The organism is Pseudomonas sp. ANT_H4 (assembly GCF_008369295.1).
Lineage (GTDB): Bacteria > Pseudomonadota > Gammaproteobacteria > Pseudomonadales > Pseudomonadaceae > Aquipseudomonas.
In genome coordinates, this window is record NZ_VOBG01000008.1 from 209,908 (window position 1) to 225,841 (window position 15,934).

Below are 15,934 nucleotides of genomic sequence, written 5' to 3' on the forward strand. Positions count from 1 at the left end.
TCAGTAGGTGCAACCCGCGAGGAGGTCAGCAAAGCGTGCCAGCGCCTAAAGCGCAAAGGCCTCGTGAAAACTTCAGAGACGCAAACGACCTACTGGCAGGCGGTGACGCCATGATCGCCACCCTCTGGTTCGCCTACGTGTTCATCTACAAGGGGCCAAGGCCATGAAACAGCATCGCGTTTTGATCGGCGACTGCATTGAGTCGATGCGGACGCTGCCAGACCAATCAGTGAGCACCTGTGTCACGTCTCCGCCCTACTACGGCCTGCGCGATTACGGCATGGCCGGTCAGATCGGCCTTGAGGAAACTCCTGCGGAATTCGTGGCGCGCCTGGTGGACGTATTTCGGGAGGTCCGACGGGTGTTGCGCGATGATGGCACGGCATGGGTGAACATGGGCGATAGCTATGCCAATGGGGGCAGGACTACTCGCGGCGCAGATGAAAAGCTGGACGCTCGCACAATGAGCGTTCGCCCTCGAGATCCGGCCGGCATCAAGCCGAAAGACCTCATGGGCATCCCCTGGCGCCTCGCCTTCGCCCTTCAAGATGATGGCTGGTACCTGCGCCAAGACATCATTTGGCACAAGCCGAATCCGATGCCTGAATCCATCAGGGACCGGTGCACAAAGGCGCACGAGTACCTGTTTCTCTTGAGCAAGTCACCACGCTATTACTATGACCAGGATGCGATCAAGGAGCCTGTAGCGCTGAGTTCGATCACACGAATGGCTCAGGATATCGAGCAACAGCGAGGCAGTGATCGAGTGCCCGGAAAGTCGAACGGCCCAATGAAAGCTGTGCGCAGCAAGCGGGATAGTTTCAAGCGCGATGATTCAAAGCGAGAGCAAGCTATCCCTGGGCAATCACTGGGAACACACCGGCCAGATCGAGAGGAAAGCGCCTGGCCCTTGGACACTCGAAACAAGCGCAGTGTGTGGACGGTGCCGACGCAAGGTTTCAAGGGTGCGCACTTCGCCACTTTCCCGCCTGACCTGATCAGACCTTGCATTCTGGCCGGCGCACCACTGGGCGGCGTCGTGCTTGACCCGTTCGGCGGTGCCGGTACGACGGCGGTGGTCGCCATGCAAGAAGGCCGAAAATCGATCCTGTGCGAACTGAACCCGGAATATGCCGCAATGGCTGAACGCCGGATCGCGGCCGCCTGGCTCGACGGCGCGGCGCAGATGGATGTCTTCCGCGACACAGTGCAACACCCAGCAGCCTAACCCCAATCCCCCTACATGCCTGCCGGTGAGCGGCGGGCGAGGTATTCCTATGTCTGCAATTCTTCAGCGCTTCCACCAGACCGCCAACGATGCCCTGGTCAACCTCAGCGAGCACTGCCCACCAGGCAGCAAGCTCGTCTTGGTGATCTGCACCCCGGGCAAGCCGGAAATGGACATTGTCTTCGAGGATCAGGGCCTGGATACAAACGAGGTGCTCAGTGTCCTGCGTCGCCGCGGCTTGAGCATACACGGCGACAACGCCTACAAGCGCGATCTGTGCGACTCGATTTTCGGGGCCCTGGCCTTCGGCGCACAAAACACCAACCCGCCACCGGCAGATCACTGGGGCCAGCGCTTCTGGGACATCGGCCGGGAGGAACGTGCGATGCAGGAAGAGCTGCTCGAAAGCCTATCCAACTTGGTCGGACTGGCGAAACTCGGGGCCGCCAGGCTCGACAAGTACCACGCAGCCCTTGCCCACGCCGAAGCGGTAATCGCCAAAGCCACCCGCTAACCCACCTTCTGCCGCCCAGCGCGGCAAGGACACCACATGTTCGCAACGAAACTCTTCCTGCTCCTCATGGGGGTAGCGCTGTACCTGGCATTTACCGGCGCTTGGTTCCTTTGGCTGGCACCGGAGCTGATTCTCATCGGTAGCGTCCAGACACTGGTGGGAGCCTTTGCCGGCTGCATCACCTGGCTGTGCCTGACCTTCAGCACGATCGTTCACATCATCAAGACAGCGCGGCCATAGGGCGGCGGGAGGTAGGCATGTTTCTAACAGCAGAGGAAGTCGCCGACCTGACTGGTTACAAAAAGCCAGGGGCGCAGATAAAGTGGCTGACCGCTGAAAAATATGGATTCGCGGTAGGTGGTGATGGGCAACCGAAGGTGTTACGCCAGGTTGTCATTGGAAGGCTGGGCGGTATTCAATCAAGGAAGGGGCCGGAACTGCGGCTGGCATGAGGTGAAAAGCAATGCGTCCTCGCAAAAAAGACCGGCACCTACCAGCCTGTATGTACGAGAAACATGGCGCTTACTACCTTGTCCGAAAGGGCAAGTGGAAGCGCCTAGGCACAGACTTTCAGGCGTCTCTGGCTGAGTACGCCAAGCTGCTGGACAAGGGCAGTCAGGGCGGTATGCCAAAGTTGATAGACGATGCGCTTGAGTATATGCGCACCAGAACCAAGCCGCCGCTCAAGCCCAACACACTCAAGCAATACGAGTCTGCATGCGAGCGACTGAAGGAAAACTTCGCTGACTTTGAGCCGAGAGAGGTGCTACAGCGTCACGTTGTAGCACTAAAGCTACACATGGCCGACACACCGAACATGTCGAATCGGATCATTTCTGTTCTGCGCGCGGTGTTTACCTACGCGCTAGAGCAGCAGATCGTGGATTCAAACCCATGCATTGGCGTACGCCGTCATCTGGAGCACAAGCGAGACCGCTACATCACCCACGGCGAGTTCCAGGCGATCTGTGCCAACTCAAGCGACAATATGCGAGTGATCTATGAGATGTGCTACCTAACCGGTCAGCGCATCGGTGATGTTTTGGCTATCCGCCTGGCAGACATCGGCGCCGAAGGGATCGCTTTCAAGCAGGAAAAGACCAGTGCCAGGTTGTTGGTGCAGATGACGCCAGACTTGGAGGCGCTGATTGCAAGGGTCAAGGCCCTGCCTCGGAAGATTCGCGGGCTCACCCTCTTCTGTTCTCCGCGCGGCGGCAAGCCGGTGAACTACAGCTCAGTCAAGGATGCGTTCGCCATCAGCTGTAGGAAGGCTGGCGTCGAGGATGCGAGCCTTCACGACCTGCGAGCAAAGTCCCTTTCGGACACCGATGACCAGGGGAACGACGCACAAAAACTGGGTGGACACACAGACGCCAAGATGACTCAACGTTATCTTCGCTTGAGGAAAGTCAACGTCGGGCTACCGCCGACAATGCCGAAAAAATCCCTGTAGTATTAGACAGATGTTAATCGTCAAATAGACAGGCAGAGCTGAAAGCCCCGTATGACCGACCTCTCCAGCCACACCCCAATGATGCAGCAGTACTGGCGCCTGAAAAACCAGCACCCTGATCAGTTGATGTTCTATCGCATGGGCGATTTCTACGAGATCTTCTACGAAGACGCGAAGAAGGCCGCCAAGTTGCTGGACATTACCCTGACGGCGCGCGGGCAGTCGGCCGGGCAAGCGATTCCGATGTGTGGGATTCCTTACCATGCCGCGGAAGGCTACCTGGCGAAGTTGGTCAAGCTGGGTGAGTCGGTGGTGATCTGTGAGCAGGTCGGCGACCCGGCGACCAGCAAGGGGCCGGTGGATCGTCAGGTGGTGCGCATCATTACACCGGGGACGGTGAGCGATGAGGCGCTGCTGGATGAGCGCCGGGACAACCTGATCGCAGCGGTGCTAGGGGACGAGCGGCTGTTCGGTCTGGCCGTGCTGGATATCACCAGCGGCAACTTCACCGTACTGGAGATCAAGGGCTGGGAAAACCTGCTGGCGGAGTTGGAGCGCGTCAACCCGGTGGAACTGATGATTCCGGATGACTGGCCCAAAGACCTGCCGGCGGAAAAACGCCGTGGGACCAAGCGTCGTGCGCCGTGGGATTTTGAGCGCGACTCAGCATTGAAAAGTCTGTGCCAGCAGTTCTCCGTGCAAGACCTCAAGGGCTTTGGTTGCGAAAACCTGACCCTGGCCATCGGTGCCGCAGGTTGCCTGCTCAGCTATGCCAAGGAAACCCAGCGTACCGCCCTGCCGCACCTGCGCAGGCTGCGCCATGAGCGCCTGGACGAGACCGTTGTGCTCGATGGCGCCAGCCGTCGCAACCTGGAACTGGACACCAACCTGGCCGGTGGTCGTGATAACACGCTGCAATCGGTCGTCGACCGTTGCCAGACCGCCATGGGCAGCCGTCTGCTGACCCGCTGGTTGAACCGTCCGCTGCGGGATTTGACCGTGCTGCAAGCGCGCCAGTCCTCCATTACCTGCCTGCTGGACGGCTATGGTTTTGAAAAGCTGCAACCGCAGCTCAAGGAAATCGGCGATATCGAACGAATCCTGGCACGGATTGGCTTGCGTAACGCCCGCCCTCGTGACTTGGCACGCCTGCGTGACGCCCTTGGCGCCCTGCCTGAGCTGCAAGTGGCGATGACAGACCTGGACGCGCCGCACCTCAGGCAACTGGCCGTGACCACCAGCACTTATCCGGAGCTGGCTGCACTGCTGGAAACCGCCATCAACGACAACCCGCCCGCAGTGATCCGCGACGGTGGAGTGCTGAAAACCGGTTACGACAGCGAGCTGGACGAACTGCAATCGCTAAGCGAAAACGCCGGGCAGTTCCTGATCGACCTGGAAACGCGCGAAAAAGCCCGCACCGGCCTGGCCAATCTGAAGGTCGGCTACAACCGCATCCACGGCTATTTTATCGAGTTGCCCAGCAAACAGGCCGAGCAGGCCCCGGCTGACTATATCCGGCGCCAGACCCTTAAAGGTGCAGAGCGCTTCATCACCCCGGAACTCAAGGCCTTTGAAGACAAGGCGCTGTCGGCCAAGAGCCGCGCCCTGGCCCGGGAAAAGATGCTCTATGAAGCGTTGCTCGAAGACATGATTGGCCGGCTGCCACCGCTGCAGGACACCGCCGCCGCCCTAGCGGAACTGGATGTGCTGAGCAACCTGGCCGAGCGTGCGCTGAACCTAGACCTGAACTGCCCGCGTTTTGTCAGCGAGCCGTGCATGCGCATTGTCCAGGGGCGTCACCCGGTGGTTGAGCAAGTGCTGACCACGCCGTTCGTCGCCAACGACCTGTCGCTGGACGACGATACCCGCATGCTGGTGATCACAGGTCCGAACATGGGCGGTAAATCCACCTACATGCGCCAGACCGCATTGATCGTGTTGCTGGCCCATATCGGCAGCTTCGTGCCGGCGGCCAGTTGCGAGTTGTCTCTGGTAGACCGGATCTTCACCCGGATCGGTTCCAGCGATGACCTGGCCGGTGGCCGTTCGACCTTTATGGTGGAAATGAGCGAAACCGCCAACATCCTGCACAACGCCACCGACCGCAGCCTGGTGCTGATGGACGAAGTGGGGCGCGGCACCAGCACCTTCGACGGCTTGTCCCTGGCGTGGGCAGCGGCCGAGCGGCTGGCACATTTACGGGCTTATACGTTGTTTGCCACCCATTACTTCGAACTGACGGTGCTGCCGGAAAACGAACCACTGGTGGCCAACGTGCACCTCAATGCGACCGAGCACAACGAGCGCATCGTGTTCCTGCACCATGTATTGCCAGGGCCGGCGAGCCAGAGTTACGGCCTGGCGGTAGCTCAACTGGCCGGGGTGCCGAGCGAAGTCATCACCCGTGCCCGCGAGCACTTGAGCCGCCTGGAAGCCGCCGCCCTACCCCACGAGATTGCCGTGGCCAGTCCGACAAAGGCGGCAAACAAGCCTGGGATTCCGCAACAGAGCGACATGTTCGCCAGCCTGCCCCATCCGGTGTTGGATGAGCTGGCAAAGCTTGATCTAGATGACTTGAGTCCGCGAAAAGCACTGGAAATGCTCTATGCACTGAAGACACGGGTCTAACGCAGACGCTTGCAAACTGATAGAATCTCGCGCGGTTTGGGATGCTGCGGGCTTTTAGCCTGGTCTGCAGACTATCGCTCTCAAACCTCGCGAGCCCTGCTGCAAGGGGCTTCGCTGCCGCCGCCTGAGGAGAAAATTAGAAATGACCTTCGTCGTCACCGACAACTGCATCAAATGCAAGTACACCGACTGCGTAGAAGTCTGTCCGGTGGACTGCTTTTACGAAGGCCCGAACTTCCTGGTAATCCACCCGGATGAGTGCATTGACTGCGCCCTGTGTGAACCAGAATGCCCGGCCGTCGCGATTTTCTCCGAGGACGAAGTCCCGGAAAGCATGCAGGAATTTATTCAGTTGAACGTCGAGTTGGCGGAAGTCTGGCCGAACATCACTGAAAAGAAAGAATCCCTGCCCGATGCAGAAGAGTGGGATGGCGTGAAAGGCAAGATCAAAGATCTCGAACGCTGATAGCGTCGCAGCCCCCCAAAAGGCCCCTTGCGGGCCTTTTTGCATTTCAGGAACAGGCTGTTACTTTTCTGCGGGCAAAAAAAAGGGGCGGTTTGACCCGCCCACATTTTTTCCCTAGTCCCTGTGTTCCTTTTCATCATCCTGATGAATCGCATCCTGCGATGTTCCTTGAATCATCATTCCTTGATGACCGTGTCAATCCGTGGACACAGGGCTGATATTAGAGAGTTCCCGATGAAGTTCAACGGTATGCAACCGGCTGAACTACCGGCCAGCCGATCAAGATCAGAATAAATAGTTGTTATTTTTCAACAAGATAAAAACCAAACAAAATCATTAAAGCCATCCATCCCTGGTAAAAAAACCAAACGCTTACGAAAAAGTAAGTGAATGCTTACACCAACAACTATGCAAACTCCACCCAGTGCATGACACAGGCAAGAAAAAGCCCCGACACAGTCGAGGCTTTTTTACCTTCATGTGAATCAGTCGTCGCTGACAGTGATGGTCGGCATCGCTTGGGCGCCTGCTTCCTGCAAGACGATCCGCGCGCCCACGTGCCGGGCCAGTTCCTGATAAACCATGGCGATCGGGCCATCCGGTTCGGCAACCACGGTAGGCTTACCGCCATCGGCCTGCTCACGAATGCCCATGGACAGCGGCAGCGAGGCCAGCAGCTCAACACCATACTGGGTGGCGAGCTTTTCACCGCCGCCTTCACCGAACAGATGTTCGGCATGGCCGCAGTTGGAGCAGATGTGCACCGCCATGTTCTCCACAACGCCGAGCACCGGAATGTTGACCTTGCGGAACATTTCCACGCCTTTCCTGGCATCCAGCAACGCCAGGTCCTGGGGCGTGGTAACGATCACCGAACCGGCAACAGGCACCTTTTGCGCCAGGGTCAGCTGGATATCACCGGTACCCGGCGGCATGTCGACCACCAGGTAGTCCAGGTCGCCCCAGGCGGTCTGCGTGACCAGTTGCAACAGGGCGCCGGACACCATCGGCCCGCGCCAGACCATCGGCGTGTTGTCGTCGGTCAAGAAAGCCATGGACATCACTTCCACACCGTGGGACTCGATCGGCACGAACCACTTCTGGTCCTTGATCTTCGGCCGGGTGCCTTCGGCGATGCCGAACATCACGCCCTGGCTGGGCCCATAGATATCGGCGTCGAGAATCCCCACCCGTGCGCCTTCACGGGCCAGGGCCAGGGCCAGGTTGGCGGCCGTGGTGGATTTGCCCACACCACCCTTGCCGGAAGCCACGGCCACCACGTTCTTGACGTTGGCCAGGCCCGGAATCTGCGCCTGGGCCTTGTGCGGGGCGATCACGCACTGGATATCGACCCTGGCCGTGCGAACACCGTCCATGCCTTCAATAGCCATTTGCAGCATCTGCGCCCAGCCACTCTTGAATAGGCCTGCGGCGTAACCCAGCTCAAGCTGGACCGTGACCTGATCGCCCTGGACGTCGATGGCGCGGACACAGCCGGCGCTGACCGGGTCCTGGTTCAGGTAGGGGTCGGTGTACAGGCGAAGAACGGCTTCCACCGCTGCGCGATTGACGGCGCTCATGAGCTACTCCCGAAAAAGACAGACTAAAACAGGTGGTTATCCTAACCGTTCTACCCCTTGAGCGGGTTGCTTTCGCGGTGATGGAAAACGCTGAAACAACGCCACGGGGTGAAATAAATTGCCCAGCGCTTTATAGTGGCCGACCTCCGTTTCATCAAATAGCCGAGCCCCATGTCCGAGCCACGCAAGATCCTCGTCACCAGCGCCCTGCCCTATGCCAATGGTTCTATCCATCTTGGCCATATGCTTGAGTACATCCAGACCGATATGTGGGTGCGCTTCCAGAAGCATCGCGGTAATGAATGCATTTATGTCTGCGCGGACGACGCCCACGGTTCGGCCATCATGTTGCGCGCCGAGAAGGAAGGCATTACCCCGGAACAACTGATCGCCAATGTGCAGGCTGAACACAGCGCCGACTTTGCCGAGTTCCTGGTGGACTTCGACAACTTCCACTCGACCCACGCCGAAGAAAACCGTGAGTTGTCGAGCCAGATCTACCTGCGGTTGCGGGACGCCGGGCACATTGCCACGCGCTCGATTACCCAGTATTTCGACCCGGAAAAGAAAATGTTCCTGGCCGACCGCTTCATCAAGGGCACCTGCCCGAAGTGCGGCACCGAAGACCAGTACGGCGACAACTGCGAAAAATGTGGCGCCACCTACGCGCCTACCGACCTGAAAGATCCGAAGTCGGCGATCTCTGGCGCCACTCCGGTGCTCAAGGATTCCCAGCACTTCTTCTTCAAGCTCCCGGATTTCCAGCAAATGCTGCAAACCTGGACCCGCAGCGGCACCTTGCAGGACGCCGTGGCCAACAAGATCGCCGAATGGCTGGATGCCGGCCTGCAACAGTGGGACATCTCCCGCGATGCGCCGTACTTCGGTTTCGAAATCCCCGATGAGCCCGGTAAATACTTCTACGTCTGGCTGGACGCACCCATCGGCTACATGGCTAGCTTCAAGAACCTCTGCGCCCGTCGTCCTGAACTGGATTTCGACGCGTTCTGGGGCAAGGACTCCACCGCCGAGCTGTATCACTTCATCGGCAAGGACATCATCAACTTCCACGCCCTGTTCTGGCCGGCGATGCTCGAAGGCTCGGGCTACCGCAAGCCGACCGCCATCAATGTCCACGGCTACCTGACGGTCAACGGCCAGAAGATGTCCAAGTCCCGTGGCACCTTTATCAAGGCACGGACCTACCTGGACCACCTGTCGCCGGAATACCTGCGCTATTACTACGCCTCCAAGCTGGGCCGTGGCGTCGATGACCTGGACCTGAACCTGGAAGACTTCGTACAGAAGGTCAACTCGGACCTGGTGGGCAAGGTTGTCAATATCGCCAGCCGTTGCGCCGGTTTTATCCACAAGGGCAATGCCGGTGTGCTGGTGGCAGAGAATGCCGCACCAGAACTGACCGATGCATTCCTGGCCGCCGCACCGAGCATCGCTGAAGCCTATGAAGCCCGTGACTTTGCCCGCGCCATGCGCGAGATCATGGGACTGGCCGACCGCGCCAACGCCTGGATCGCCGACAAGGCGCCGTGGTCGCTGAACAAACAGGAAGGTAAGCAGGCTGAAGTCCAGGCGATCTGCGCCACAGGCGTCAACCTGTTCCGCCAACTGGTGATCTTCCTCAAGCCGGTGCTGCCGTTGCTGGCTGCCGATGCCGAGGCGTTCCTCAACGTCGCGCCGCTGACCTGGAATGACCACGCCACCCTGCTCAGCGACCATCAGCTAAATGAGTTCAAGCCGCTGATGACCCGCATCGATCCGGTCAAGGTCCAGGCCATGTCCGACGCTTCGAAAGAAGACCTTGCGGCCAGCCAGACCGATACCGGCGAGACAGCCCCAAAAGGCAACGGTGAGCTGGCGAAAGATCCGCTGTCGGCAGAGATCGACTTCGACGCCTTTGCCGCCGTCGACCTGCGCGTCGCGCTGATCCTCAAGGCCGAAGCCGTTGAAGGCGCAGACAAGCTGCTGCGCCTAACCCTGGACATCGGTGACGAGCAGCGCAATGTATTCTCCGGAATCAAGAGTGCCTACCCGGACCCGGCCAGGCTGGAAGGTCGCCTGACCATGATGATCGCCAACCTCAAGCCACGGAAAATGCGCTTCGGCATTTCCGAAGGCATGGTGATGGCGGCCGGCCCTGGTGGTGAAGAAATCTACCTGCTCAGCCCGGACAGTGGCGCCAAGCCTGGCCAACGCATCAAGTAAAACCATCTGTGGCGAGCGGGCAAGCCCGCTCGCCACAGGGCTAGTGCCCCCTTCTCGCTTGCCGGATAATCGGATTCTGCTTGCTTAGCCCGGCATGACCATGACCGATATGCTTCTCACCCTTGTCAGCACGGCCCTGATCAGCAACTTCGTGTTGCAGATGCCGCTGGCTGTCGATCCGGTGCTGGCCTCCAGTGCGGATTCACTCAAGCGAGTGCATGCCCTGGGCGTGGCCACGACCGTGCTGATGCTGCTAAGTGGCATTCTGGGCTATCTGCTTGATCACTATCTTTTGCAGCCACTGGCGCTGACATCCCTGCGACTGTTTATTTTTTTACCGGTCACGGTGTTGTTGATCAAGCCGCTGCTGAGCGTGCTATCCCACCAGCTACCCAAGCTGTCGTTCGATGGCCTGTGGCCGTTGCTGCTGGGGAATGCCGGGGTATTGGGCGTGGTGTTGCTGGGTACCGAGGACGATAAAGGCCTGGCGCACATGAGCGCCCTGAGCCTGGGCGCCGGCCTGGGTTTCTGGCTGGTGCTGAGCCTGTTCAATGACCTGCGCCAGCGCATAGTCAGCAACGATATCCCGCTGCCCTTTCGGGGCTTGCCGGTCGAACTGATCAGCGCGGGGCTGATGGCCGTGGCCTTTCTGGGTTTCAACGCAATGATCAAACCATGAGCCTGATCCAACGTATCGACGCTTTGCTGCCGCAGACCCAGTGCGGCAAATGCGGACACCCCGGCTGCAAACCCTACGCCGAAGGCATCGCCCAGGGCGAAGCCATCAACAAGTGCCCGCCAGGTGGACAGGAAACCATCGCAGGGCTGGCGCAGTTGTTAAACGTGGCCGTGCTGGAACTGGACAGTTCCCGAGGCCAAGCGCCGGCGCAGATCGCCTTTATCCGCGAAGCGGAGTGTATCGGCTGCACCAAGTGCATCCAGGCCTGCCCGATAGATGCCATCGTCGGCGCCGCCAAGCTGATGCATACGGTGATCATCGACGAGTGCACCGGCTGCGACCTGTGTGTCGCGCCCTGCCCGGTTGACTGTATCGAAATGCAGCCGCTGCACCTGGCCACGGTACTGCCGGTTGTCGGCGACCTGGCGACCACCGCCGAGGAGCGTCAGGCCCGAAGCACCAAGCGCGACCACACCCGACGCCGCTTCGAACAGCGCAATGCACGCCTGCAGCGCGAAGAAGAGCACAAGCTTGCTGAACGTCTGGCTCGCACCAAACGCCCTGCACCTGTGGATGAAGTGAGCAGCAACCCTGTCCAGGCGGCCATTGAGCGGGTTCGCGCACAAAAAGCCGCGGCGATGGACGCGGCGGTGAAAAAGGCCAAGATCAACCTGGCCATGAGCCGGTCCCAGCTCAACAAGTCCCTGAAAGCCTTTGGTCATCCGCCGACATTTGAGCAGCAGTCGCAACTGATCATCCTGCAGCAGCAATTTGAAGTCGCCGAACAGGAATTGTCCTCGCTCGAAGTCAGTATCCCAGTCGTTGCGGCACCTGCAACGCATAAGGACCCAGACCTCAAGCGCGCCAAAATCCAGTTCGCAATGCGCCGCGCAGAATTGAAAAAGGCCCAGGACAACCACGCCGACGCCCAGCAGCTGGCCGCATTGAGTGCCGCGCTGACGGCCGCCGAACAGGCCTTGCACCACGCAGAGGAAGGCAGCGAACAGCCACGACCCGATTTGCAACGGATCGAAAAGCGCCCTATCGACAGCCAGCTTCGCCAGTTGAAAACCGCTCTGGCCTATGCCCGTGCGGACCTGAGCAAACTGGAGCGCCAACCTGCCACCAGCGAAACCGAGCTGGCGGTCGCCCGGCAACACCTCGACGAAGCCCAACGGCTGGTGGACGCCCATGTCAGCACTTGAAACCGTCGACGACCGCCAGCAACAAGCGATGAAACGCGTGCTGCTGGCAACGGTACCCGGCTTGCTGGTGCTGTTCTGGCTGTACGGCTGGGGGGTGTTGATCAATCTGCTGCTGGCCTGCATTTGTGCGTTGACGGTAGAAGCCGGGGTCCATCGCCTACGCGGTCGCCGCCTCGGCATTCCCGCCAGCGATCTCAGCGGCTTGGTGAGCGCAACCTTGCTGGCCCTGGCGCTACCGCCTTATTGTCCGTGGTGGCTATGTGTAGCGGCTGTGAGCAGTGCATTACTGTTGGGCAAACACGTGTATGGCGCCAGCCAGAACCCTTTCAATCCGGCCATGGTCGGTTATGCGTTGATGCTGGTGGCCTTTCCTCAACCGATGACCCACTGGCCAGCCTCCCAAGGCCTGGACCTGCTGGCCGGCCTGCAACAGGTGTTCGGTATGCAGGGGAATACCCCCGATGCCTGGGCCCAGGCGACGGCGCTGGATGCCCTGCGCATCAATAAAAGCCTGACCATCGACGAGCTGTTCGCCAGCAGCCCGGCCTTCGGCCATATCGCCGGCAAAGGCAGTGAATGGGTGAACCTGGCATTTCTCATTGGAGGGCTTTTTCTGCTGCAGCGAAGGGTGTTCAGTTGGCACGCGCCAGTGGGCATGCTCGCCAGCCTGTTCGTGATCAGCCTGCTGTTCTGGAACGGCTCCGGGTCCGACTCCCATGGTTCGCCGCTGTTTCATCTGTTCTCTGGCGCGACCATGCTCGGGGCATTTTTTATAGTCACCGAGCCGGTATCGGGCGCCAAAAGCCCGCGATCGCGTTTACTTTTTGGTGCCGGCGTGGGGTTGCTGACGCATCTGATTCGTACGTGGGGCGGTTACCCTGATGGTGTGGCGTTTGCCGTGCTGCTGATGAATCTGGCGGTGCCAGCGCTGGAACGCCTGGCGACGCCCAAACCGCAATCGGTGGACGTATGAAGTCCGCCAGAGGACTCTTGATCGTGCTGTTGGTCGCCGTGACGGGGGCAGCCCTGACCCTGGCCGTGCAGCAACTGACCTCCAGTCGCATCGCCTCGCAGCAACGCGAGCTGCAAAGCCGAGTCTTTCTGGACGCCTTGCCCATCTCAAGTTACGACAACCAGCCACTGGAGCATCCGCTGGCAGTGAAGCCATTGGTACTGAACAACAGCCAACTGCTCAATGGATACCTCGCCACCTTGTCAGGGCAACCCAGCGCCGTGTTGCTGCGTTCTCAAACCACCGGCTACGGCGGTAGCATCGAACTGTTGATCGTCATCGCCAGCAACGGGAAACTGCTGGGAGTGAAAACCCTGAAACAGTCGGAAACCCCAAGCCTGGGTGGACATATCTCTGAGGCCGGGAATCCCTGGCTTTCGGCGTTCCAGGGACTTTCGCGCAGCAACCCGCAGGATTCGTCCTGGGCCTTGAAGAAAGACAACGGGCAACTCGATCAAATGGCCGGCGCAACCATTACCTCCCGCGCAGTGATCAACGCGGTCCACGATGCCTTGCGTTACTTTGATGAACATCGTCAGCACCTGCTGGAGGTACCTGCCCGTGACTAAATCTGGCGGTCTGGCCGGCTCATTGATGCTTGCGCCGCTGATAGGTGTCAGCGACACACTGCCCAAGGCTCTGAGCTTCTGGGTGCTGGCGGTGTTGATTGTGACAATGTACGGCTTGAGCATGGGGTTGGTGCGAAACCGCCTGAATGGCCGACTGCAACTGATCGCTAGTTCATTGCTGGCCGCGACCTGGGTCAGTTGCGTGCAGTTGGCCTTGCAGGCCTTTGCATTGAGCCTGTCTCGGGACCTGGGCATTTACCTGGCACTGATCAGCGTTCAGTGTGTGCTGCTTGAGTCCACCGGCTTTTTCCAGACCGACCAGGTCAAGGCGCACCTTCAACTGTTCGGCATATTTGGCCTGCTGCTGGCAGCCCTGGGCTTATTACGCCCTTTATTGGGTGGCAGCTCCTTCGCCACACTCGCACCGGGAGGGTTTATCCTGCTCGGATTGCTGCTCGCCGGGTGGCAGGCCTGGGGCCAACACTCAAAACCACATTGACCGTTTGCAAGGAACCGCTCGCCCCATGAATGCTGCAAAACGCCTGGAAATTTTTCGTCGATTTCACGAAGACAATCCAGAACCGAAAACCGAACTGGCCTACTCCTCGCCGTTCGAGTTGCTGATTGCCGTGATTTTGTCGGCGCAGTCAACGGATGTCGGCGTCAATAAGGCCACCGCCAAATTGTTTCCAGTGGCTAACACCCCGGCAGCCATCTACGCCCTTGGGGTTGAAGGATTGTCCGAGTACATCAAGACCATCGGTCTGTACAACAGCAAGGCGAAAAACGTCATAGAGACCTGCCGCATGCTGGTGGAGCTTCACGCCAGTGAAGTGCCGCAAACCCGCGAAGCCCTCGAAGCCCTGCCAGGAGTGGGACGCAAGACCGCCAACGTTGTGCTCAACACGGCGTTTCGCCAACTGACTATGGCGGTGGACACCCATATCTTCCGCGTCAGCAACCGCACCGGGTTGGCACCCGGAAAGAATGTGGTGGAGGTAGAGAAACAGCTGATGAAGTTTATACCCAAGCCTTACTTGCTCGATTCCCACCACTGGTTGATTCTCCATGGGCGCTATGTCTGCCAAGCCCGCAAGCCCCGCTGCGGCAGCTGCCGTATCGAGGATCTGTGCGAATACAAGGAAAAGACTTCCGACGATTGAGTAACTATTACCTTTATTGATCAGTCGATTGAAAAAATCTTTTTTACCCGGTCGACGTTTATCGTTATAAGGAGCGCCAACGGCAGTCTTAGCCTGGAGTTAACCTTATGAGCACTGGCAAGGAACAACTGGATGCAGAAGACGACTTTGTTGCCGCGGAATCTGATGAGGCAACGGAAGCGCCGCTAGAAGTGGCCAAGACCAATCTGAGCAAACGCCGCACCATCGATAACCTATTGGAAGAGCGACGCTTGCGAAAGCAACTGGCTGATTACGATTTCGATCTCTAATTACGACAGGTCATGAGCAGAAGCCTCCCTTGCGGAGGCTTTTTTCTCCCGTTTGCAGGCCTGGGGCTTTGCGTCTGCTAGACCAGGCCGTTGCGTTGAGCCAACTCGATCAGGTCAACCAGGGACCGCGCATTGAGCTTCAGTAACAAGCGCGTTTTGTAGGTACTCACGGTTTTGTTACTCAGGAACACTCCATCGGCGATCTCCTTGTTGGTCTTGCCCCGGGCCAGTTGCTGCAGCACCATCATTTCCCGCCCGGAAAGACGCTCGACCATCTGCGCCTCACTGGCGCTACCCAACGTGGATCGCACGGAGTTGAGTGCCTGGTTGGGAAAATAGCTGTAGCCAGACAGCACGGCCTTGATAGCGCTCAAGAGCTCGGTCAGATCCTGCTGTTTACACACGTAGCCCGCAGCGCCTGCCTGCATGCAACGCATGGAGAAGTGGCCTGGGGCCTGAGATGTCAGCACCAGCACCTTGAAGGGCTGAGCCTGTTTAGTGGAGGACAATCTGCAAATAACGTCCAGACCATCAAGTTTGGGAATACCAATATCAAGTATGACGATGTCAGGCATATGCTCGCGGGCAAGTTGCAAAGCATCGACACCGTTGTCGGTCTCGGCGACGACCTCATAACCATGACGTTCCATTAGCATACGTACAGCAAGACGAATGACGGGATGATCATCCACGATCAGCACTTTATTCATGGGCAAGTCCAATTTCGCTGTTCGAGTTATTTAGAGCCCGCACAATAGCCTAGTCGTTTCATCCTTGGCATAGCTCTCCCCCCCTGGATTTGCCCCTACAAAACCGGACACCAACTCCCTGTTAAATTGGTGCTGCCGCCAAGCGCCTGAACTCCCTCGGTGAGCGATAGTTCAAAGCGCTGTGCGGATGCTGCTCGTTGTAATGTTCAAA

The 15,934-nt window shown here is 58.9% G+C and carries 17 protein-coding genes; 15 read left to right on the forward strand and 2 right to left on the reverse strand.

Annotated features, from left to right (window positions below; all coding sequences use genetic code 11):
• Window positions 1-163 precede the first annotated feature (163 nt).
• The 7 genes from FQ182_RS13340 (at window position 164) to fdxA (ending at window position 6,292) form a co-directional block, all read left to right on the forward strand.
• On the forward strand, window positions 164-1,228 hold the full coding sequence (locus FQ182_RS13340) for a site-specific DNA-methyltransferase (RefSeq protein ID WP_149411822.1): 1,065 nt from the start codon (window positions 164-166) through the stop codon (window positions 1,226-1,228).
• A 49-nt stretch (window positions 1,229-1,277) separates the two neighbouring features.
• Window positions 1,278-1,742 carry a hypothetical protein gene (locus FQ182_RS13345; protein ID WP_149411821.1) on the forward strand — a complete coding sequence of 155 codons (465 nt, stop codon included), beginning with the start codon at window positions 1,278-1,280 and terminating at the stop codon, window positions 1,740-1,742.
• Between the two features lie 36 nt (window positions 1,743-1,778).
• Complete coding sequence (locus tag FQ182_RS13350; RefSeq protein WP_149411820.1) at window positions 1,779-1,982, forward strand: hypothetical protein; 204 nt, start codon at window positions 1,779-1,781, stop codon at window positions 1,980-1,982.
• Between the two features lie 17 nt (window positions 1,983-1,999).
• Window positions 2,000-2,194 carry a DUF4224 domain-containing protein gene (locus tag FQ182_RS13355; RefSeq protein ID WP_149411819.1) on the forward strand — a complete coding sequence of 65 codons (195 nt, stop codon included), beginning with the start codon at window positions 2,000-2,002 and terminating at the stop codon, window positions 2,192-2,194.
• Between the two features lie 11 nt (window positions 2,195-2,205).
• Complete coding sequence (locus tag FQ182_RS13360; protein WP_149411818.1) at window positions 2,206-3,195, forward strand: tyrosine-type recombinase/integrase; 990 nt, start codon at window positions 2,206-2,208, stop codon at window positions 3,193-3,195.
• Between the two features lie 51 nt (window positions 3,196-3,246).
• Window positions 3,247-5,826: a DNA mismatch repair protein MutS gene (gene mutS / locus FQ182_RS13365; RefSeq protein WP_149411817.1), complete on the forward strand. Its 2,580-nt coding sequence runs from the start codon at window positions 3,247-3,249 to the stop codon at window positions 5,824-5,826.
• Between the two features lie 142 nt (window positions 5,827-5,968).
• Window positions 5,969-6,292, forward strand: a complete 324-nt coding sequence (gene fdxA / locus FQ182_RS13370) for a ferredoxin FdxA (protein WP_149411816.1) — start codon at window positions 5,969-5,971, stop codon at window positions 6,290-6,292.
• A gap of 485 nt (window positions 6,293-6,777) precedes the next feature.
• Here the strand turns inward: fdxA and apbC are convergent, their stop codons facing one another.
• A complete protein-coding gene (gene apbC / locus FQ182_RS13380) occupies window positions 6,778-7,872 on the reverse strand; it encodes an iron-sulfur cluster carrier protein ApbC (protein WP_149411814.1) in 1,095 nt (364 codons plus the stop codon).
• A gap of 171 nt (window positions 7,873-8,043) precedes the next feature.
• Between apbC and metG the strand changes: the two genes are divergently transcribed.
• The 8 genes from metG (at window position 8,044) to FQ182_RS13420 (ending at window position 15,013) form a co-directional block, all read left to right on the forward strand.
• Window positions 8,044-10,095, forward strand: a complete 2,052-nt coding sequence (gene metG / locus FQ182_RS13385) for a methionine--tRNA ligase (protein ID WP_149411813.1) — start codon at window positions 8,044-8,046, stop codon at window positions 10,093-10,095.
• Between the two features lie 100 nt (window positions 10,096-10,195).
• A complete protein-coding gene (locus FQ182_RS13390; protein WP_149411812.1) occupies window positions 10,196-10,774 on the forward strand; it encodes an Rnf-Nqr domain containing protein in 579 nt (192 codons plus the stop codon).
• The gene (rsxB, locus tag FQ182_RS13395; protein WP_149411811.1) at window positions 10,771-11,979 is read left to right on the forward strand and encodes an electron transport complex subunit RsxB; all 1,209 of its coding nucleotides are present in this window, start codon (window positions 10,771-10,773) and stop codon (window positions 11,977-11,979) included. Before FQ182_RS13390 ends, rsxB begins: the two co-directional genes overlap by 4 nt.
• Complete coding sequence (locus FQ182_RS13400; RefSeq protein WP_149411810.1) at window positions 11,966-12,952, forward strand: RnfABCDGE type electron transport complex subunit D; 987 nt, start codon at window positions 11,966-11,968, stop codon at window positions 12,950-12,952. The genes rsxB and FQ182_RS13400 overlap by 14 nt, the downstream gene beginning before the upstream one ends.
• A complete protein-coding gene (locus FQ182_RS13405; protein WP_149411809.1) occupies window positions 12,949-13,560 on the forward strand; it encodes an RnfABCDGE type electron transport complex subunit G in 612 nt (203 codons plus the stop codon). Before FQ182_RS13400 ends, FQ182_RS13405 begins: the two co-directional genes overlap by 4 nt.
• Entirely contained in the window at window positions 13,553-14,059 is a 507-nt protein-coding gene (locus FQ182_RS13410) for an Rnf-Nqr domain containing protein (protein ID WP_256666153.1), read from the forward strand. Before FQ182_RS13405 ends, FQ182_RS13410 begins: the two co-directional genes overlap by 8 nt.
• Before the next feature lie 25 nt (window positions 14,060-14,084).
• Window positions 14,085-14,723, forward strand: a complete 639-nt coding sequence (gene nth / locus FQ182_RS13415) for an endonuclease III (protein ID WP_149411807.1) — start codon at window positions 14,085-14,087, stop codon at window positions 14,721-14,723.
• 107 nt (window positions 14,724-14,830) lie between these two features.
• Window positions 14,831-15,013, forward strand: coding sequence for a PA3496 family putative envelope integrity protein (locus tag FQ182_RS13420; RefSeq protein ID WP_149411806.1), 183 nt, complete (start codon window positions 14,831-14,833; stop codon window positions 15,011-15,013).
• A 77-nt stretch (window positions 15,014-15,090) separates the two neighbouring features.
• Here the strand turns inward: FQ182_RS13420 and FQ182_RS13425 are convergent, their stop codons facing one another.
• Entirely contained in the window at window positions 15,091-15,723 is a 633-nt protein-coding gene (locus FQ182_RS13425; protein ID WP_149411805.1) for a response regulator transcription factor, read from the reverse strand.
• Between the last annotated feature and the right edge of the window lie 211 nt (window positions 15,724-15,934).